20 protein-coding genes are annotated in these 18,468 nt (G+C 58.8%); 11 read left to right on the top strand and 9 right to left on the bottom strand.

The features are described 5' to 3' along the window. Positions 1-158: 158 nt before the first annotated feature. Together LVY75_27700 and LVY75_27695 are read left to right on the top strand one after the other, a co-directional pair. Positions 159-1,457 carry an adenylosuccinate synthase gene (locus tag LVY75_27700; GenBank protein ID XAZ22562.1) on the top strand — a complete coding sequence of 433 codons (1,299 nt, stop codon included), beginning with the start codon at positions 159-161 and terminating at the stop codon, positions 1,455-1,457. A gap of 60 nt (positions 1,458-1,517) precedes the next feature. Beyond that, a complete protein-coding gene (locus tag LVY75_27695) occupies positions 1,518-3,899 on the top strand; it encodes a hypothetical protein (protein XAZ22561.1) in 2,382 nt (793 codons plus the stop codon). A gap of 87 nt (positions 3,900-3,986) precedes the next feature. Here LVY75_27695 and rpoH read toward each other — a convergent pair whose 3' ends face one another. After that, positions 3,987-4,895 (bottom strand): RNA polymerase sigma factor RpoH, encoded by a 909-nt coding sequence (rpoH, locus tag LVY75_27690; protein XAZ22560.1) that lies wholly within the window; start codon positions 4,893-4,895, stop codon positions 3,987-3,989. Between the two features lie 270 nt (positions 4,896-5,165). Between rpoH and LVY75_27685 the strand changes: the two genes are divergently transcribed. Beyond that, entirely contained in the window at positions 5,166-5,327 is a 162-nt protein-coding gene (locus tag LVY75_27685; protein ID XAZ22559.1) for an entericidin, read from the top strand. Between the two features lie 13 nt (positions 5,328-5,340). Here LVY75_27685 and LVY75_27680 read toward each other — a convergent pair whose 3' ends face one another. Further along, entirely contained in the window at positions 5,341-6,366 is a 1,026-nt protein-coding gene (locus LVY75_27680) for an RluA family pseudouridine synthase (GenBank protein ID XAZ22558.1), read from the bottom strand. Between the two features lie 42 nt (positions 6,367-6,408). Here LVY75_27680 and LVY75_27675 point away from each other — a divergent pair, with 42 nt between their 5' ends. Together LVY75_27675 and LVY75_27670 are read left to right on the top strand one after the other, a co-directional pair. Continuing rightward, positions 6,409-6,801 carry a hypothetical protein gene (locus LVY75_27675; protein ID XAZ22557.1) on the top strand — a complete coding sequence of 131 codons (393 nt, stop codon included), beginning with the start codon at positions 6,409-6,411 and terminating at the stop codon, positions 6,799-6,801. 7 nt (positions 6,802-6,808) lie between these two features. Then, entirely contained in the window at positions 6,809-7,633 is an 825-nt protein-coding gene (locus tag LVY75_27670; GenBank protein XAZ22556.1) for an RNA methyltransferase, read from the top strand. A gap of 6 nt (positions 7,634-7,639) precedes the next feature. Here LVY75_27670 and LVY75_27665 read toward each other — a convergent pair whose 3' ends face one another. After that, the gene (locus tag LVY75_27665; protein ID XAZ22555.1) at positions 7,640-8,800 is read right to left on the bottom strand and encodes a hypothetical protein; all 1,161 of its coding nucleotides are present in this window, start codon (positions 8,798-8,800) and stop codon (positions 7,640-7,642) included. Positions 8,801-8,923: 123 nt separating this feature from the next. Further along, positions 8,924-9,514, bottom strand: coding sequence for an EipA family protein (locus tag LVY75_27660; protein XAZ22554.1), 591 nt, complete (start codon positions 9,512-9,514; stop codon positions 8,924-8,926). 178 nt (positions 9,515-9,692) lie between these two features. Between LVY75_27660 and LVY75_27655 the strand changes: the two genes are divergently transcribed. Continuing rightward, on the top strand, positions 9,693-10,343 hold the full coding sequence (locus LVY75_27655; protein XAZ22553.1) for a histidine phosphotransferase family protein: 651 nt from the start codon (positions 9,693-9,695) through the stop codon (positions 10,341-10,343). Between the two features lie 113 nt (positions 10,344-10,456). Then, entirely contained in the window at positions 10,457-10,819 is a 363-nt protein-coding gene (locus tag LVY75_27650; protein XAZ22552.1) for a response regulator, read from the top strand. Positions 10,820-10,943: 124 nt separating this feature from the next. Here LVY75_27650 and ctrA read toward each other — a convergent pair whose 3' ends face one another. Next, positions 10,944-11,645, bottom strand: a complete 702-nt coding sequence (ctrA, locus tag LVY75_27645) for a cell cycle two-component system response regulator CtrA (GenBank protein XAZ22551.1) — start codon at positions 11,643-11,645, stop codon at positions 10,944-10,946. Between the two features lie 436 nt (positions 11,646-12,081). Here ctrA and LVY75_27640 point away from each other — a divergent pair, with 436 nt between their 5' ends. Further along, positions 12,082-12,432: a flagellar export protein FliJ gene (locus LVY75_27640; protein ID XAZ22550.1), complete on the top strand. Its 351-nt coding sequence runs from the start codon at positions 12,082-12,084 to the stop codon at positions 12,430-12,432. Positions 12,433-12,549: 117 nt separating this feature from the next. On the opposite strand, the gene LVY75_27635 is transcribed toward LVY75_27640, so the two are convergent. Then, entirely contained in the window at positions 12,550-12,828 is a 279-nt protein-coding gene (locus LVY75_27635; GenBank protein XAZ22549.1) for a GNAT family N-acetyltransferase, read from the bottom strand. Between the two features lie 105 nt (positions 12,829-12,933). Between LVY75_27635 and LVY75_27630 the strand changes: the two genes are divergently transcribed. After that, on the top strand, positions 12,934-13,398 hold the full coding sequence (locus tag LVY75_27630; protein ID XAZ22548.1) for a paraquat-inducible protein A: 465 nt from the start codon (positions 12,934-12,936) through the stop codon (positions 13,396-13,398). Between the two features lie 20 nt (positions 13,399-13,418). Here the strand turns inward: LVY75_27630 and LVY75_27625 are convergent, their stop codons facing one another. After that, positions 13,419-13,694 (bottom strand): DUF1153 domain-containing protein, encoded by a 276-nt coding sequence (locus tag LVY75_27625; GenBank protein XAZ22547.1) that lies wholly within the window; start codon positions 13,692-13,694, stop codon positions 13,419-13,421. Between the two features lie 397 nt (positions 13,695-14,091). Here LVY75_27625 and LVY75_27620 point away from each other — a divergent pair, with 397 nt between their 5' ends. After that, positions 14,092-14,838, top strand: a complete 747-nt coding sequence (locus LVY75_27620; GenBank protein XAZ22546.1) for a LuxR C-terminal-related transcriptional regulator — start codon at positions 14,092-14,094, stop codon at positions 14,836-14,838. A 23-nt stretch (positions 14,839-14,861) separates the two neighbouring features. On the opposite strand, the gene LVY75_27615 is transcribed toward LVY75_27620, so the two are convergent. Together LVY75_27615 and cysQ are read right to left on the bottom strand one after the other, a co-directional pair. Beyond that, complete coding sequence (locus LVY75_27615; GenBank protein XAZ22545.1) at positions 14,862-15,587, bottom strand: sugar transferase; 726 nt, start codon at positions 15,585-15,587, stop codon at positions 14,862-14,864. A 673-nt stretch (positions 15,588-16,260) separates the two neighbouring features. Beyond that, entirely contained in the window at positions 16,261-17,058 is a 798-nt protein-coding gene (gene cysQ / locus LVY75_27610; protein ID XAZ22544.1) for a 3'(2'),5'-bisphosphate nucleotidase CysQ, read from the bottom strand. 506 nt (positions 17,059-17,564) lie between these two features. Between cysQ and LVY75_27605 the strand changes: the two genes are divergently transcribed. Then, positions 17,565-18,467: a branched-chain amino acid ABC transporter permease gene (locus LVY75_27605; GenBank protein ID XAZ22543.1), complete on the top strand. Its 903-nt coding sequence runs from the start codon at positions 17,565-17,567 to the stop codon at positions 18,465-18,467. Position 18,468 lies beyond the last annotated feature (1 nt).

Raw genomic sequence — 18,468 nt, 5'->3', positions numbered from 1 at the left:
CGGGCTTTTGTGAGCGGGCTTAGCCTGCCGGCGGCTGATTTGTCACGTAAAAAGCCGAATCTGCGGTGATAACAGGGTCGCTTTCCCAAAAACAAAGCTTTATAGATGCGCGGGTTTGAGCAGGTGTGCGGTTCTCCGCCGGTAACAGGAAGAGTTTGATGACGAACGTAGTCGTGGTCGGTTCGCAGTGGGGTGACGAAGGCAAGGGCAAGATTGTCGATTGGCTTTCGGAACGTGCTGACATCGTTGTGCGCTATCAGGGCGGACATAATGCCGGACATACGCTCGTGATCGACGGCACGAGCTACAAGCTCTCGCTGCTGCCCTCCGGCGTCGTGCGCCCCGGCAAGATGGCCGTCATTGGCAATGGTGTCGTCGTCGATCCGCATGCGCTGATCGCCGAGATCGGCCGGCTGGAAGCGCAGGGGGTGAAGGTCACGCCCGAGAACCTGCGCATTGCCGACAATGCCACCCTCATCCTTTCCTTGCACCGCGAGCTTGATGCCTATCGCGAAGATGCCGCCTCCAACAGCGGTACCAAGATCGGCACGACCCGCCGCGGCATCGGCCCTGCCTATGAAGACAAGGTCGGCCGCCGCGCTATCCGCGTTATGGATCTTGCGGATCTCGAAGCCCTGCCTGGCAAGGTCGACCGCATTCTGACGCACCACAACGCACTTCGCCGCGGTCTCGGCGTTGCCGAGGTCAGCCATCAGACGATCATGGACGAACTGACCTCGATCGCCGACCGCGTGCTGCCTTTCCGGGATACGGTCTGGCTGTTCCTCGACAAAGAGCGCCGCAAGGGCGCTCGTATCCTCTTCGAAGGGGCGCAAGGCAGCCTGCTCGATATCGATCACGGCACCTATCCCTTCGTGACATCGTCGAACACGGTGGCCGGTCAGGCCGCTGCCGGTTCGGGCATGGGTCCGGGTTCGCTCGGCTATATCCTCGGCATCACCAAGGCCTATACGACGCGCGTCGGCGAAGGCCCGTTCCCGACCGAACTGACGGACGAGATCGGTCAGTTCCTCGGCGAGAAGGGCCATGAATTCGGCACGGTGACGGGCCGCAAGCGCCGTTGCGGCTGGTTCGACGCTGCACTCGTGCGCCAGTCGGTCGCCACCAACGGCATCAGCGGCATCGCACTCACCAAGCTCGACGTGCTCGATGGCCTTGATGAACTGAAGATATGCGTCGGCTACATGCTCGACGGCGAGCAGATCGACCATCTTCCGGCAAGCCAGGCGGCTCAGGCTCGTGTCGAGCCGATCTACGTCACGCTGGAAGGCTGGAAGGAATCGACGGTCGGCGCTCGCAGCTGGGCGGATCTGCCGGCGCAGGCGATCAAGTATGTTCGCCAGGTCGAAGAGCTTATCGGTGCGCCGGTCGCGCTTCTTTCCACCAGCCCCGAGCGCGACGACACCATACTTGTGACCGATCCGTTTGAGGATTAATGTCGCGGGTCACTTAAGGCGACCGTTCGGGAGTATGCCGGACTTCTTGAGAAAGTACTGATGGCGGATTTTATTGCAGTTATTCGGCGGGCGGTCGACGGCCTGTCTGAAAATACCCCCGAGATGCGGGTGAAGGTCTACGAGCGTGCGCGCGGCGCGGTGCAGCGGCAGCTCGAGAACATGAAGCCGCGTCCGCCGGAAGCCATGCTGCAGCGCCAGCTTGAAAAGCTCGAGGCCGCAATCCGCGAAGTCGAGGGTGAACATTCAGAAGCGGGGCCGATCGACGAACCGATTGCAGCCGCTCCGGAACCCGAAATCCACGAAGAGCCTGCGCCAGAGCATGAGCCTGTCGCAGAGGCGGCTCCCGTTGCCGAGACACCTGTCTACGAGAGCGATGAGCAGCAGGGTGTAGAACATACCGCCAGTGAGCAGCCTGCCGAGCCGGAAGAGGTCGTTCAGGCGGCCGCTCCCGCCGACGAGGTGGTGCCCGAGCATGCTGAATGGCATCCGCCTCATGAGGAAGAAGCGCCTGCAGAAGAATGGCGTGCCCCGGAGCAGGCAGAGGTTCATGCCGAGCCCGAGAGCCGGCATGAGCCGGCGGAGGAATATTATCCAGCGGAAGGCCGGCCTGAAGAGGTTGCTGCCGAGCCGGTGGCCGAAACCACCCATGAGGTGGAAGAGGAGCTGCAGCGCGAGGACGATCAACAGCCGGCTCCGCGTGGCCTAGATCGTGCGTCCAATCGGCTCGTTGAGCCGATGGCCGATTTCGAGCCGCAATCGCAGGCGCAAACCAGCGACTTCATCGAGCACGCGCGCGAAGAACCTGTTGCGGTGGATGCAGCAGCACATTTCGATCGCATGTGGTCCGAGCCGGCTGCCGACACGCCCGCGCCTTTGCCGCAGGAGGCCGAGACCGAATGGGCGCGCGAAGAGCTCCATTCCTATGCCGAGACCACGCCTGCCGTTCCCGCCGATGCTTCGGCACGCGCTTTTGATGAAATCTCGACGCTCGGAAATGGCGGTTCGCCGGCCGTCATGCCGGCAGCCAAGGAAAACTTCTCCTGGGAAGCTGCCGCTTTCGACGACTTGCCGCCGATCGAGGCAGGCACGGACAAGAAGACACCAGCTTCCGCGCATTTCGACGACGTCGATATCTTTGCGGAAGTGCATGCCGGCAATGGTTCCGCTTCTGCAGCTCCCGCACCGGCCGCGACGCCGAGCGAAGACTGGCGCGAGGCGCGTGCGCTGCGTGGTTACGACCGCCGCAATGCTGCCGCCGATGACGATGACAGCAATCCGCCGATGGATCTGGACCAGATCGTCGCTTCCAAGCTGCAGGGCAAGAGCTTCCGCATGGAGCCCAAGCGCCGCCGCTTCGGCATCGGCACGATCCTGGCCATCCTTGTGACGCTGGGCATCCTTGGCGGCGGCGCCTATGCCGGCTGGATGAACCGCCAGGCGGTGATGGAAATGGTCGATGGTCTCGTCAGTTCCGCACCGTCACAGGCGGCGCGTGATGATACGGCAACGCCGGCGACGACACCTCCGGCGCAGCAAAACAGCGCGCCGGCCACGACCCAGTCGCCAGATCACAGTGCTACAACACCGCCGGCGCGACCCAACCAGGAGGTTGCCTCGCTGGACGGTTCGGCTGCCAATAGCAAGTTCACCCAGCGGCTGCTCGCCGATGGTACCGAAGTCGATAACGGTCCGGCAGCAGTACCGGGAACGCCGACGGCGGAAGGCAAGTCGGTTGCCGAGCAGAACGTCGCCGCAGCCGATACCAGCTCGCCGAGCGTCCAGTCCGATGCTGCGCCTGCGGAAAACCTGACGCCGAATGGCCCTGCGGCTGCACCTGCTGCGCAGAACACGCCGATCGGCGCTACGGAAAAGATGTTCCTCTATGAAGAGCGGATCGGTGAAAGTTCGCCGACGGCGATCCAGGGTTCGGTCGTCTGGACCGTGCAGCATGAAGCAGGACAGGATGGCCGCCAGGAAGCGACCGTGCAGGGCAACGTCACCGTGCCGGAGCGCAATCTTTCGGCGCTCGTGACCTTCAAGCGCAATTCCGACCCGTCGCTGCCCGCAAGCCATCTTGTCGAGATCGTCTTCTCCGTTCCCCCGAATTTCGAAGGCGGCAGCATCGACAGCGTTCAGCGCATCTCGATGAAGCGTACGGAGCAGGATCGCGGCGATCCGTTGATCGCAGTGCCGGCCAAGATCACCGACGATTTCCACATGATCGCGCTGAATGACTATCCGGATGCGCGCAAGGCCAACCTGGACCTGCTTGCCACACGTGACTGGATCGACATTCCGATCACCTATCGCAACGGCCGCCGTGCGCTTTTGACCATGCAGAAGGGCGCCACAGGCGGAGATGCGTTCAACACGGCAATCAAGGAATGGACGGCGCTCGGAGACCTCTCGACAAGCCAGTAAGGCCAATCGCCCCGAACCTCGGAAATCACGCAAAATAAAAGGCGGGCCGCAAGGACCCGCCTTTCTGATTTCGAATGACGAACCAGCTTATGCGGTGGCTTCGACCACACGCACTGCCTTGGCACGCTCCAGCGCTTCCTTGCGGACCGCATCCTGCACCTTTTCAAAGGCACGGACTTCGATCTGGCGGACGCGCTCGCGGCTGATGTCGAACTCGGCCGAAAGGTCTTCCAGCGTCACCGGATCTTCGGCGAGGCGGCGGGCCTCGAAGATGCGGCGTTCGCGGTCGTTCAGCACGCTCATGGCCTTCGACAGCATGCGGCGACGGGTATCGAGCTCATCCTGCTCGATCAGCACGTCTTCCTGGCTGTCGTGGTCGTCCACGAGCCAATCCTGCCACTGGCCGCTATCACCTTCGGAGGCCTTGATGGGAGCGTTCAGCGATGCGTCGCCAGAAAGGCGGCGGTTCATCGAAACGACCTCTTCCTCGGAGACGTTCAGCTTTGTCGCGATCTCGGTCACATGCTCCGGCTTCAGGTCGCCGTCATCGATGGCCTGGATACGGCCCTTCAGGCGGCGCAGGTTGAAGAACAGACGCTTCTGGTTCGCTGTCGTACCCATCTTCACCAGAGACCATGAGCGCAGGATATATTCCTGGATCGAGGCCTTGATCCACCACATTGCATAGGTGGCAAGACGGAAACCACGTTCCGGATCGAACTTCTTGACGGCCTGCATGAGGCCGACGTTACCTTCGGACACGACTTCACCGATCGGCAGGCCGTAGCCGCGATAGCCCATGGCGATCTTCGCAACAAGGCGAAGGTGGCTGGTGACGAGCCTGTGTGCTGCATCGCGATCGCCGTGTTCTGAGTAACGCTTGGCGAGCATGTACTCTTCCTGCGGCTCCAGCATCGGAAATTTACGGATTTCGTCGAGGTAACGATTGAGACCGGCTTCGCCGGCGGTAATGGACGGCAAGTTATTTCGGGCCATGATGCACCCTCCTTATATGGATTCCGGTTCCCGATGGAACGCGCCCTCGCGCTAAAGGCAAACCGGGACATGCGGCTCTCTCCAAGCCCGCAATAAGTCTATGTACAGATAAGTATGGCGAAACAGGGATTCAAGGTCGCCCCGGCGTTCACGAGGGCGTTATCCGGGCTCGGCCAGAGTGAGCCGGAGGCATTGATTTTATTGGCTGCTGCCGCATTTTTCCGGTGGCGTCGGCACTCTTGCGCCGGGCGCTTTCATGAGGGGAACCAGATGATCAGACCAGCCTTTGCCGCCATACTGCTGCTTTCGCTTTCCGCTGCTCTTACATCCTGCGGCAACACTGCAAGGGGACTTGCACAGGACGGGCGCGACACCAGCCACGCCCTCGATAACGCCACGCATCGGGTTCTGGGCGCCGGCTCCAAAAAGTAACAGCGACTATCGCTCATCCGCGCAAGGCGTCAGCGAGCTCCACCATGTCATCCGGCAGCGCTACTTCGAAATGCATCACCTTGCCTGTGCGCGGATGCTCGAATTGCAGCATGTAGGCATGCAGCGCCTGGCGGTCGAACTCTTTGACGATCTTGCGGGCCTCGTCGGGCAGAAGATTGGCCTTGGTCCTGAAGCCGGCGCCGTAGACGGCATCGCCCAGCAACGGATGGCCGATGTGTGCCATGTGGACGCGGATCTGGTGCGTGCGGCCGGTTTCCAGGTGGCATTCGACGAGGGAGGCAAGCGCGCTCGCATCCGGGCTTTCATGGAAGCGCTCGAGCACTTCGTAATGGGTGATCGCTTCGTCGGCGCTCTCGTTTTCGGGGCGCTTGACGGCGCGGCGGGTGCGATCGCCGGTGGCACGGCCGAGCGGCGCGTCGATCGTTCCCGAGAGCGAGCGCGGACGCCCCCAGACGATCGCCTGATAGGCGCGTTCCAGTGGCATGGTGCGGCCGTGATCGGCAAACTGCAGCGAAAGATGGCGATGTGCCATATCGTTCTTGGCGACAACCATGACGCCGGTCGTATCCTTGTCGAGGCGGTGAACGATGCCGGGGCGCCGCACGCCGCCGATGCCTGAGAGGGTGTCGCCGCAATGGTGGATCAGCGCGTTGACGAGCGTGCCTGTCCAGTTGCCGGGGCCGGGATGGACGACGAGGCCGGCCGGCTTGGAAATGACGATCACGTCTTCATCCTCATAGAGGATATCGAGCGGGATATTCTCGCCCTTTGGCGCCGGATCTTCGGGCTCCGGCAAGGTGATCTCGTAGCTGTCGCCGGCCCGCACCTTTCGTTGCGGATCGGTAACCGGTGCGCCCTTCAAAAGAACCTGGCCATCCTTGATCAGCGCCTTGATGCGGCTGCGAGAAAACTCCTCGCCGACCTGTGCTGTCAGCCAGGCGTCCAGGCGGCCTTCGGCGGTCTCGTCAGCGGTCAGGACTTTTCTATTGTCATCTGCTTGTTTAAAGGGGTCGCTCAAGACGCTTCTTCTCCGACGTATTTTTAGAACGGGACGCCATAGATGACGAAATTCGAGCCAGCTGACGATGAGCAGGAAGAAAAGCCCCTTGACCCGGCTATGGAAAATGTCCGGCGCAAGATGGTTCGCCTGCAGATCGTCTCGGGCGCCATCATGTTCGTGAGCCTTATGGCGGTCTTCGGTGCCGTTGTCTACAAGGTGACGCGCACGGAGCCATCCCAGGCCACAGCATCGACGAACTCTTCGGGCGTGCCTTCGGACGCGCCGGTGTCGGTAACGGCTTCGCTGCCGCTTGGCTTCAAGATCGAGCAGACGTCGCTTTCGGGCGGGCAGATCCTGTTTTACGGCACTGATGTCAACGGCAAGCGCAAGGCGCTGGTCTTCGACATCAAGGCGAGCCGCATCGTGGCCGACATCACGCTGTCGGGCAACTGAGGCCGGTATGGCCGCGATACCGCACACGATCGAAAGTCCCGAGGATCCGCGGATTGCGGAATTTCGCGATATTCGCGAACGCGACCTGACTGGCCGACAGAACCGCTTCATCGCCGAAGGCACGGTCGTGCTGCGCATGCTTGCCGAAGCGCATGCGGCGGGCAGGGGATTTTCGGCCGAGAAGATCCTGCTGCTGCGCAATCGGCTCGACGGAGTGTCCGAGATTCTCGAACGCTTTCCCGATGACGTGCCGGTCTATGTGGCGGATGGCGACGTTCTTGATGGTATCGTCGGCTTCAACATGCATCGCGGCGTGCTCGCCCTTGGCCGCCGGGAGCAGGCAGCGGAAAGTGTCCTTCTCGACGCGCTGCCTGAGCGGGCGCTTGTCCTCGTCGGCTGCGGCATTTCCAACCACGACAATGCCGGCTCGATGTTTCGCAACGCCGCTGCCTTCAAAGCGGATGCGATCCTGTTTGATGAGACCTGCTGCGATCCGCTCTACCGCAAGGCGTTGCGCGTTTCGGTCGGCTCGGTCCTCAGCACGCCCTATCATCGCGGCGGTAATGCGCTTGATCTTCTCTCAAGCCTCGCCGGGCGCGGCTTTGCAATCTGGACGCTATCGCCACGCGGCGAGACGGATATCCGGCAGATACCGGCGTCCGATCGCATGGCGCTCGTCGTCGGCACCGAGGGTGAGGGACTGCCGGAGGCCGTGCTTTCCCGTTTTCGCACTGCGCACATTCCGCAATCTGAAGGGCTGGACAGTCTCAACGTGGCGACAGCGACCGGCATTGGTCTCTTTGCCATATCTTCGGCTATGGCCCGAATCTGACAGGGGTCAGCGCTGCGGATCGGCGATGATCGCAGCTGCGCGGTCAGCGAGATTCACGCGGTCGTTTGCTCCCTTCTTCTCTCCGCTGTCAGGCAGGAGGGAGAGGATCGGAGAGGACGGACCTTCGTTGAGCGCCGTAAGCGCCACCATGCTGGCGGCGATCGAGGTGATTTCCTCGCGAAGCGCACCATCGCGACTGGTATTGTTTCTTGCCTTCTGCAGGTGATCGGCCAGTGCCGCGCTGCGCCTGCGGACATTGTCGCTCATCTGCGCCGTGATAGATGTGAGATCGAGCTCCGAGGTTTCGGCTTCGCTGCTCGCTTCGGCGGGAAGATCGGCAACAGCGTTGGCAAGACCGGCATCGCGCAGCAGCTTGGTGACCTTGCGCAGCTCGGCATTGGCCGCCTTCAGCTGGTCCTTCAACTTGGCGATTTCCTGCTGCCGGCGGCCGAGCAGGGCTTCCTTGTCCGCGGCGGAGGCGGTTTCTCGGGCGGCCTTGTCCTCGAGGCGAATGACCATGTGCTGCTGCTGGCTGAGCTTCTGCTCGGCATCCTTGGCGCGCTTCTGCAGAACGGTCACGTCCTTGCGCATCGTATCGCGTTCGTCGCGCATGGCATTGGCGCGAAACTTCAGGTTCTCAGCTTCAGTCTCGCGGGCGGCAAGGTCGATCTTCAGACTGTCGGCCTGTTCCGCAAGCTTGGAAAGCCGCGCACGCAGCGTCTCCAGCTCGCTATCCTTGTTGGAGCCTGCCTGTTCGGCAATATGCAGGCTCGTCTTCAGCTGGCTGATATAGTTTTCGTCCTTGCGAAGATGGGAGCGCTGCTCGGCGGCCTCCACCTGCATTTCGCCGATCTGCGCGCGTGCCTCGTTGACTTCGGAGGCCAGCCTGCCGGCATCGACGGCGAGCGCGTCATGGCGCAGCTGCAGGGAGAGCGACTTCTCGCGTTCGCGCTGCAGATCCTGCGCAGTACGGGCATTTTCAGCGGCGTAGAGCGCGCGCACCATGTCCTTCTGCGCCCGCACTTCCTGCGGGCTCAACGGCATCGTCGCCTTGAGGCGGTTCTCGGTGTACCAGACGATGCGGCGATGGACAGCAGGCGAGACCAGAAAGACGAGGAAGGCCGCGGTCAGGAAACCCAATCCGAACAAAAGAGCATATTCGATCACGGCGCGGCCATCGCTTCGAAGGTTGATACAGTCCGTTGATTAAGCACGCAGGGGGCACATCGGCAAGGCTGCGGGCGCCGGCAGGACCATATTCCCAGGAATATTAGCGCTGATCTGAGCTTTTCAGAAGGGGTTCCACGTCGGGTTCGGGGTGACCTTCAGGTAGCCGACATTGATGCCGAGACGGGCGCCGACACCGGTGCGGATCGGTACGACCAGAACGTTGTTGTTCTTGAGAAGCGTCATGCCGAAGCCGGCGATGACATAGGCCGAGCCGCTGACGCCGCCGAAGCGGGCATAGATGGAATCGATGGACGGCAGGTCGTAGACCAGCATCATGACGCGCGAGCCCTGGCCGCCATAGTCAAGACCGAGGGACGGACCCTGCCAGTAGAGCGGGTGTTCGCCTGCATTCTTGGTGTTGAGCTGGCCTTCGCCGTAGGTCAGGCCGGCGATGAAGGCGCCGCCGCCTTCCTGGCCGAGAATATAGCCGTTCGGCAGGCCATATTTCTGGAAGGCGCTTTCAACGACCTTGGCAAGGCCGCCGCTGGTCTCGCCGAAGAAGGAATGACCGGCATCGACGATTTCCTGCACTGTATACTGGCCGTTGCTCTGCTGCGCTGCGGCCTGCCCTGTAATCATCATCGACGAGATCACGATTGCGGTCAGCAACTTGCAGAAGCCGATAAATCTTCCGAGAAATTGGAGGCGCATGATGTCATCCATTCGTCATTGTCAGGAGTATTAGCATTTGATGCATTTTGCGCCGATCGTCTTAACAATCGGTTTACCAAATATGGTGTCATTATGGCGGTGAGTACGGTCGCAAACTTCGCGCAATTTTGATCAGGCACACTACCGGGTGGAATGACACTGCCGCCCTCAGGAGACGATGATGTCCAAGAACCCCAATCTCACTCTGTCCGGTCCGGACCTGGCAGCACTTCTGTGCAGCCGCGTGTGCCATGACGTGATCTCACCCGTCGGCGCCATCAACAACGGCCTGGAGCTTCTGGACGAAGGCGGAGCAGATTCGGATGCGATGGATCTCATCCGCACCAGCGCACTGAATGCCTCGGTCCGTCTCAAATTCGCACGCCTTGCCTTTGGTGCTTCCGGTTCCGTCGGCGCCTCGATCGATACCGGTGAGGCCGAACGTGCGGCCAAGGATTTCGCTGTGGCCGAAAAGAAGACCGAGGTGACCTGGAGCGGTCCGCGCGCGATCGTCGCCAAGAACAGGGTCAAACTCCTCCTGAACCTTTTCCTCGTCGCATATTCTTCCATACCGCGCGGCGGCAATCTGGATATCACTCTGGAAAATCCCGAATTCGATGCAAGCTTCAAGCTCGTCGCCAAGGGCAAGCTGATGCGCATGCCGCCGAAGTTCATCGAAATCGCTACCGGCACTGTCGAAGAAGCGATCGATGCGCATTCGATCCAGCCCTACTATACCGTACTTCTGGCTGAAGAATGCGGCATGGTTCTGGGTCACGAAGTCAGCGCCGAAGAGATCATCTTCACTGCCAAGATCGCTGCAGCGTAGTTTACCAATTGCTGATCGAAGCAACGGCGGTAACGATTCCTTAGCCTGATCAACCTATCCTCGAAGGTCAGGAAGGCCCTCGATGGAGACAGCGCGAGGGATAAGGAGCCGCCATGCAGAGATTCATGATCACCGACAGTTCGGACATTGTTCGCAAGGTCGGCAAGCGAATCCTTTCCGAACTCGATTTCCTGGTCAGCGAAGCGTCGAATGCCGAAGAGGCGCTGCAACGCTGCCAGGCCGAGCTTCCCGAATATCTGATCGTTGATTCAGGTATGGAGGGGGCGCTCGAGCTCATCGCCGCCATCCGCGCCCTGGACGGCGGCAAAGAGGTGAAGATCTACTATTGCGTCATCGAAGCCGACCTGAAGAAGCTTATGGCCGGCAAGCGGGCAGGGGCAACCGACTTCCTGCTGAAGCCATTCGACCGCAAGATCCTCACCGCCGTGTTCGGAAATCGCGCAATCGCCGCCTGAGCAGGTTGCGCAAATCGTTAACGCAAGCCGTCCTTCCGGGCGGCTTTTTCATTTCGGGATAGAGCACCAAAACAAAAATCCCGCCACAAGGGCGGGATTTTTAGGGATAAGCGGATTTGGCGGATCAGGCGGTTTCGGCGTATTCGGCGCCATCGGGCTCGCGCAGCACATAGCCGCGACCCCAGACGGTTTCGATGTAGTTGGCGCCGCCGGCGGCATTTGCAAGCTTCTTGCGCAGCTTGCAGATGAAGACGTCGATGATCTTCAGTTCGGGCTCGTCCATACCGCCATAAAGGTGGTTCAGGAACATTTCCTTGGTGAGCGTGGTGCCCTTGCGGAGCGAGAGAAGCTCCAGCATCTGGTATTCCTTGCCCGTCAGGTGAACGCGCTGGCCGCCGACTTCGACGGTTTTTGCATCGAGGTTGACGATCAGTTCGCCGGTCATGATAACCGACTGTGCATGGCCCTTGGACCGGCGCACGATCGCATGGATGCGGGCAACGAGCTCATCCTTGTGGAAGGGCTTGGTCATGTAGTCGTCGGCACCGAAGCCGAGACCGCGAACCTTGTCTTCGATACCGGCCATGCCCGAGAGGATCAGGATCGGAGTCTTGACCTTCGACAGACGGAGAGTGCGCAGCACTTCGTATCCGGACATGTCGGGAAGGTTCAGATCGAGAAGGATGATATCGTAATCATACAACTTGCCCAGATCCACGCCTTCTTCGCCGAGATCTGTCGTATAAACATTAAAACTCTCAGATTTGAGCATCAGTTCGATGCTCTGCGCCGTAGCGCTATCATCCTCGATGAGAAGTACCCGCATAATTATCCCCTTTACCGCCGCCGAAAGGTGGCATGGCCCCCTACGCGATACCGAATAAGCTACGTGATTTGGAAGCTGCCACGAAATGGTTAACAAATTCTAATTCACTCTGGCAAGGAGTATCGAATTTATTAAATAATTTTTCCATTTCTCTGTTTTCCAATGGGAATCTCGAAACCCAGTTCTCAACTTTGACATTAAGAAATCGAGCTAAGTGATTCATCCGACTCGCTAATGAAAAGGTTCGGTTTTCCTGTCCTGGTGTTTACCGAGCCTTAAATCATCTCACCTATCATTAACGATGCCCGTAAACGAAAGGTTACCAGCGGTAGGTTTTTGTTAATATCGCAGGAAATTTTTCGGCAAACCGTGTCAAAGCGGCGCGCAAGGGCGGTTTCAAGTTGAGCCGGGGTCTCGCATCACGGGAGTAATGCGTATGAAGTCGCGAGAGAGCCTCGTTCGCCTGAAAGAGTTTCAGGTTAACGAAAAGCGTCGTCAGCTGCAGCAGTTGCAGATGATGATGTCCGAGTTTGAACGGATGACGAAGGATCTGGAGAGCCAGATCGTCGTCGAGGAAAAGAAGTCCGGTATTTCCGACCCGAATCACTTTGCATATCCGACCTTCGCCAAGGCCGCACGTCAGCGCGCCGACAATCTTCAGGTCTCGATCAAGGAACTGAAGGTTCAGGAGGAGGCGCTGGAACTGGCGCTTGAGGAAATGCAGGCGGAATATGCCAGGGCAACGGCGCTCGAAGAGCGCGACGGCGCAGTTCGCGCCCGGGCCTGACGAATATTGCAGGCGCCGGTACCGGCGCCCTGGGGGATAACCACAGAAGCCATGCATGACGGGCCAAGTGTCCGTCATGCATGGCTTTTGGTGTTTCTGTCGTGTGAGGTGGCCTCTTCAGTTTACCACGTCGTTCCATTCCGGATGGCGCTGCGCCTGTGATTTGAAGAAGGGGCAGAGCGGAATGATCTTCCAGCCGCCCTGGCGGGCTGCCTCGACCGCGTGGAGGGCGAGTGCCTGGCCGACGCCTTTGCCACGCAAAGCGTCGGGCACGCCGGTATGATCGATGATAATGAGTTTCGGCGATGTCCGGGAATAGGTCATTTCCGCTTCATGGCCTTCCAGCACCGCAACGTAGCGGCCGCCGGAGGTGTTTTCCTCAATCCTGATATCCATGTCCATGTCTCCTGACGAATTGTGTGGTCGGGAACGTGACACGACGGCATCGGCATGCCAAGCCGTGGCGGTGGGAGACAGTGTGTTCAAAAGGGGAGGCGGGAATTGAACAGGCTTTTGGTGATTCGGCCGGTTCTATTGGTGACGGCGCCGTTTCTTCTGGCGCTCGGCCTCGTGCTTCCGCTCATCCGTTTCGAGAAGCTCTGGTTCTTCGACGAGACGCCGTCGCTCCTGCAAATCGTGGCTTCGCTCTGGAATGGCGGCGACGTTGCGCTTGCAGCGCTGGTGGGGCTCGTCTCGATCGTACTGCCGGTCTTGAAAATGATCGGGATCGCGGCAGAATTGACGGCTGCCGGCAGCACCGGCAGCCTGTTTTATCGCAACGTCGTGCCGCATCTGTCCAAGTGGTCCATGATGGATGTGCTGCTCGTTGCGATCGTCATTGCGGCGGCGAAGACGACAGGACTTGCGAATGCGTTCACGCAGCCCGGCCTCTGGTGTTACGCGGCCTCGGCAATGATTTCGGGCCTTCTTCATTCCCTCAAGGGAAATGCGTCCGGCCCGAAATGATCAAATCGAAGGGAGTGGGGTCAGTGGCGGTACTGCTGGATGCGCGTGGTGCGCAGGCCGGCAAGGCCATGGCTGTTGATGGAGGACTGCCAGGAAAGGAATTCTTCGACAGTTAGCGTGTAACGCTCGCAGGCTTCTTCCAAGCTCAACAGGCCACCGCGCACAGCCGCGACAACCTCTGCCTTCCGGCGGATGACCCAGCGCCGCGTATTGGGCGGCGGAAGATCCGCAATCGTCAGGGGGCTGCCATCGGGGCCGATGACATATTTTACTCGGGGACGTATCATTTCGGTCATTGGACTCTCTACACAACGCAAGACCACGGGTGCCACTCTAACTTGCCACATTTAAAAATTGCCTAAACGCATCGTAAGACTTTGATAACAACTTTAGACGCGCGTCCGAGGCTGATTTGCCGGCTCCTGCCGTTGCGTCAGTTTGACCCGGCTGCATGGGAGCCATGCGGAATAAATGTTACATATTATTTTCCGGACAATTTATAAGCGCTGCAACATAAGCATGAGCGCAAAGACTTCGTCTCCGTTCTTCTCGCAGTATCATTGAAGATTGCCGTTTGAATGCTTCGTATCCTTCGGATGCGGGGCAATCGCGTCTTTCGTGATCGTCCGGCGCGTCCAACCCGCGGCCGGCTGCGAGACCGAGCCGAAGCCAGGCCCGTGAAGGAACAAGAGAATGAAGAGACGTGAACGCGCAGTCCGCGACTGCGCCGATGATGCTGCATTTTCGCCTTTTGGAGCCCGTTCTGCGGGCGTTTCCGCCGTCGACGGCGCAAACCGCCTAGACGAGTTGGCGAAGGCTGCGGGGTTCGAATTCTACCTGTTTTCCGTATTCCCGCGTGGGGACAGGACGGCCTTTCTCGAAAACAAGCTGATCAGCAACTGGCCTCAGAGCCTCGTCAACTTTTACGAGGAGGCGGACCTCTTCTATTGCAGCAAGCTGGTCGCTGTCATGAAACAAACCATCATGCCTGTCTTCTGTGAGGAAGGCCCTTTTGGTGGCAATGCAGCGAATCAGGAAAATCGCCGTCTGAACACGATGTTTCAGATGCACGGGCTGAAGCATACCTTTGCCTTCGCACTGCACGACGCTGACCTGAAACAATACATTTTTGCTTTTTCAGGCGCGCAGGCGATGCCCTCTCGCGAAGAAGCAATGGCGCTGCTTTATGGCTGCATGGAGCTTCTGGACACGCTACCAAGCGACGAGAAGCCGGAAGACCAGCCATCGGAAAGCCTGACCCGGCGGGAGATCGAATGTCTGCGCTGGTCGGCTGCCGGCAAGAGCAGCGATGAGATCGCAATCATTCTCGATCTCTCGTCTCATACGGTGGTGGGATATCTGAAGAGCGCGATGCGCAAGCTGGATTCGGTCAACCGGATGCAGGCCGTTGCCCGGGCATTTCGGTATCGGCTGCTGTAACAGCCGATACCTTTCTTTTCCAATCAGAAGCCTTTGCCGCCATTCAATTCGGAAATCAGCGTTCCGAAGATGATGCGGATGTCCATCAATACCGAGAAGTTCTCGACATAGTGGAGATCGCTGGCGATGCGGGCGCGCGCCTTGGCCGGGCGGTCCGTCGGGCCGCGCAGGCCGCGCATCTGCGCCAGGCCGGTAATGCCCGGACGCATGGCATGGCGGTGATGATATTCCGGAACCAGCTCTTCATAGAGCATGCCGCCGGCACGCATGCCGATTGCATGGCAGCGCGGTCCAACAACGGACATGTCACCCTTCAGTACGTTGAGAAGCTGCGGGAGCTCATCAATGTTAGAGCGACGCAGGAAGGCGCCGACGCGGGTGACACGGGGGTCATTCTTGACCGTCTGTGCAACGCCGCTGACATCCTGCATGTCCGTGCGCATGGAACGGAACTTGTAGACCTTGATGGCCCGGCAGTTCTTGCCCCAGCGGGTCTGCTTGAAGAGGACTGGACCGGGGCTGTCCATCTTGATCAGGGCTGCGACGGCGAGAAGCAGTGGAGCAAGCACGACGAGCGCGCTGATCGAGGCAAAAATATCGAAGGCGCGCTTCATCAAGAACTGCACGGAGGCAGGTGGCGGAACGATGCTGTCGAGTGCGGTAACTGGGAACCTCGCGTTGCCCTGTCGAACAGGCGTAACGCGAAAGCTCTCTTCAGAAATACTCTTGTTAAGGTCCATGACGCTCAAGGATCTACCCTTTGTATTTTGAAGCTTTCGGCGGTGTGATTAGATGGCTTGGTTAGCGCCACATTAAGGCGCCAGAATGTTAGGCGACGTTTAACCCTACTACATCCTAAATTTGCGACATTTGTTTAACCGAGTCCAGAGAAATTTCGCATCGCAGCAAACTTCGCAGTTGCGTTAAGTTTATGCAAAATCAGGAGTTTTATTTTTCAACCGGGATTTTTATTAGGAATCTTAGGTGTTTGACCGGATTCGGGACGGCAGACGACGGTTGTAATGGTTGAGGGCTACACCGTACCAAAACGCTCCATTGCCCACGGCGCCTGAGAGATCATGGTCCGGCCGGGATCGAATTTGCCGTCCAGCGTGAGGGGATAAGAGCGGGAAAAGTTATCGGCGACGCTATTCTGTAATTAAGATATTCATTCCATAATTGCGTCTTTGTATGCCAAGATGTTACCGAAGTCACATCACGGCGGCGGCGTCAATTATGGCGAGAACGTGGCAAGAAAACATGCCATCGGAAAGCCGAAGGGCGCACCCCTCGAATCAAGGGGACGACCGATTTCGGAAAGTACCCAGGGATTTTTCGGCCGGAGACATCGAAGAACCGATCGCCGATGACGGCAACGATATTTCCGCAAAAAAGTTGGAAGACACCGACTTTCTGTGGTCACTATGCCTGTGCGAGTGCAGGTTTCGTACCGCCCCAAGAGACGAAATGGGGATTTGCGAAGTCGAAATCGGCAGCCGCACCGGTTTTGCCGTAGAGAAGCGGTTGGCCGTCCATAGTGACAGTCGATCCGCCGGCTGCGCGCAGCACCGCATCGCCAGCCGCTGTATCCCACTCCATGGTGCGGGTGAACCGCGGGTAGACGTCGGCCTTGCCTTCAGCCAGCAGACAGAATTTCAGGGACGAGCCGATGTTGGTGCATTTGGAGATGGCATGCCTGGCCAGGAAAAGGCCAGTCTCGGGACTATCGTGGCGAAAGCTTGCAAGAGCCATGCTCTCTGCCGGCTGCTTGCGCACCTTGATAAGGCTTCGCTCCGTTACTGCAAAGTTTTCGTCGATTACCAGTTTTTCCGCGCTTCCGCGTTCGCCGGAAAAAGCGATGCCCAGCGCCGGGGCGTAGACGATACCGGCGACCGGAATGCCATTTTCCACATAGGCGATATTGACGGTAAACTCCCGGCGCTTATCCAGGAATTCGCGGGTGCCATCGAGAGGGTCGACGAGAAAGAAGGACTTTCCGGCGATGTCGGGCACCTTGCCGGCAGCCACTGATTCTTCGGCGATGACGGGGATCTCGGGGAAATCGCGTTGCAGATGCGCCAGTATGATGCGCTCGGCCTCCTGGTCGGCGATCGTCACCGGACTTTCGTCGGCCTTCATTTCCACCGGGCAGCCGTCGCAGAAGACCTCTATGATGGCCTTGCCGGCTTCGAGTGCCGCCCGTTCGAATGTCTTCAGCATATTCCTGCCGTTCGCCCGTAAATCCGTCTTGAGACTACTGCGCTATATATAGTCTATCGGAGGTGTTGCCGCACCCCTTGCCGGAATCCCGTAACATTAACACAGGCCCGCAGGATTTGCATGAACCCGTCAGCGGCAATGGTCGGTGAAATGGCATTTGCAATTAACAGCATCTTCGAGTTTGAAATTTCGTCAACTTCCTTACTTGTGGAACAGTTTACGCGTGACGCGAGCGTTTCTGGCTTGGTCCAGTGCACAAAGATTAATTGACAAAGCCGGATCTGGCTAAAAAATTGCCAAACGATGCCGCTTTTGTGTGGATTTTGGTTTGAATTGCGCCATTTATCGCTGTTTGCCCAAGATTCTGGCGCAGTAAATCCTTTTTGTCTTCACATTTCCAACGAAACCGCTATGCAATGCGAGCTAGAGGCTCATGTGAAAGCATGAGCGATAAAACCAATAAGAGATGCAACTTAAATTTGGTTCGCATCCAGGGGAAATGACATATGGAGTATTTCGTCCAGCAGCTCTTCAATGGGCTGACTCTCGGATCCATCTATGGCCTTGTGGCTATTGGCTATACGATGGTTTACGGCATTATCGGCATGATCAACTTCGCCCATGGCGATATTTTCATGCTTGGTGGTTTCGCTGCTCTTATCGTCTTTCTCGTTCTCACATCCATCTTTGCAGGTCTTCCGGTAGCCGTGCTGCTATTGGCGATGCTTGTGGTCGCGATGCTGATGACGAGTTTGTGGAACTGGACGATCGAGCGCGTCGCCTACCGCCCGCTGCGCGGTTCATTCCGCCTGGCGCCGCTGATTACCGCGATCGGCATGTCGATCACGCTGTCCAACTTTATCCAGGTGACGCAGGGTCCGCGCAACAAGCCGATCCCGCCGCTCGTCGGCACGGTATATAATGTTGGTGGTCTCTCGATCTCGCTGAAGCAGATCATCATCATTGTCGTGACCGTCGTCCTGCTTGCTGCCTTCTGGTATCTTGTCAACAAGACGGCACTCGGACGTGCTCAGCGCGCCACCGAACAGGACCGCAAGATGGCCGCCCTTTTGGGCGTCAATGTTGACCAGACCATCTCCATCACCTTCATCATGGGTGCGGCACTCGCGGCCGTCGCCGGCACGATGTATCTGATGTACTATGGTGTCGCATCGTTCAACGATGGCTTCATCCCGGGCGTCAAGGCCTTCACTGCAGCCGTTCTCGGCGGCATCGGCTCACTGCCGGGCGCTGTTCTCGGCGGGCTGATGATCGGCCTCATCGAATCCCTATGGTCGGCCTATTTCACCATCGCGTACAAGGATGTCGCTACCTTCGCCATTCTTGCATTCGTGCTGATCTTCAAGCCGACGGGCATTCTCGGCCGGCCGGAAGTCGAGAAGGTATAAG

The sequence above is a fragment of the Sinorhizobium sp. B11 genome (assembly GCA_039725955.1).
Lineage (GTDB): Bacteria > Pseudomonadota > Alphaproteobacteria > Rhizobiales > Rhizobiaceae > Rhizobium.
Note: the sequence above shows the minus strand (reverse complement) of the source record. Positions and strands in the feature narration are given on the sequence as shown.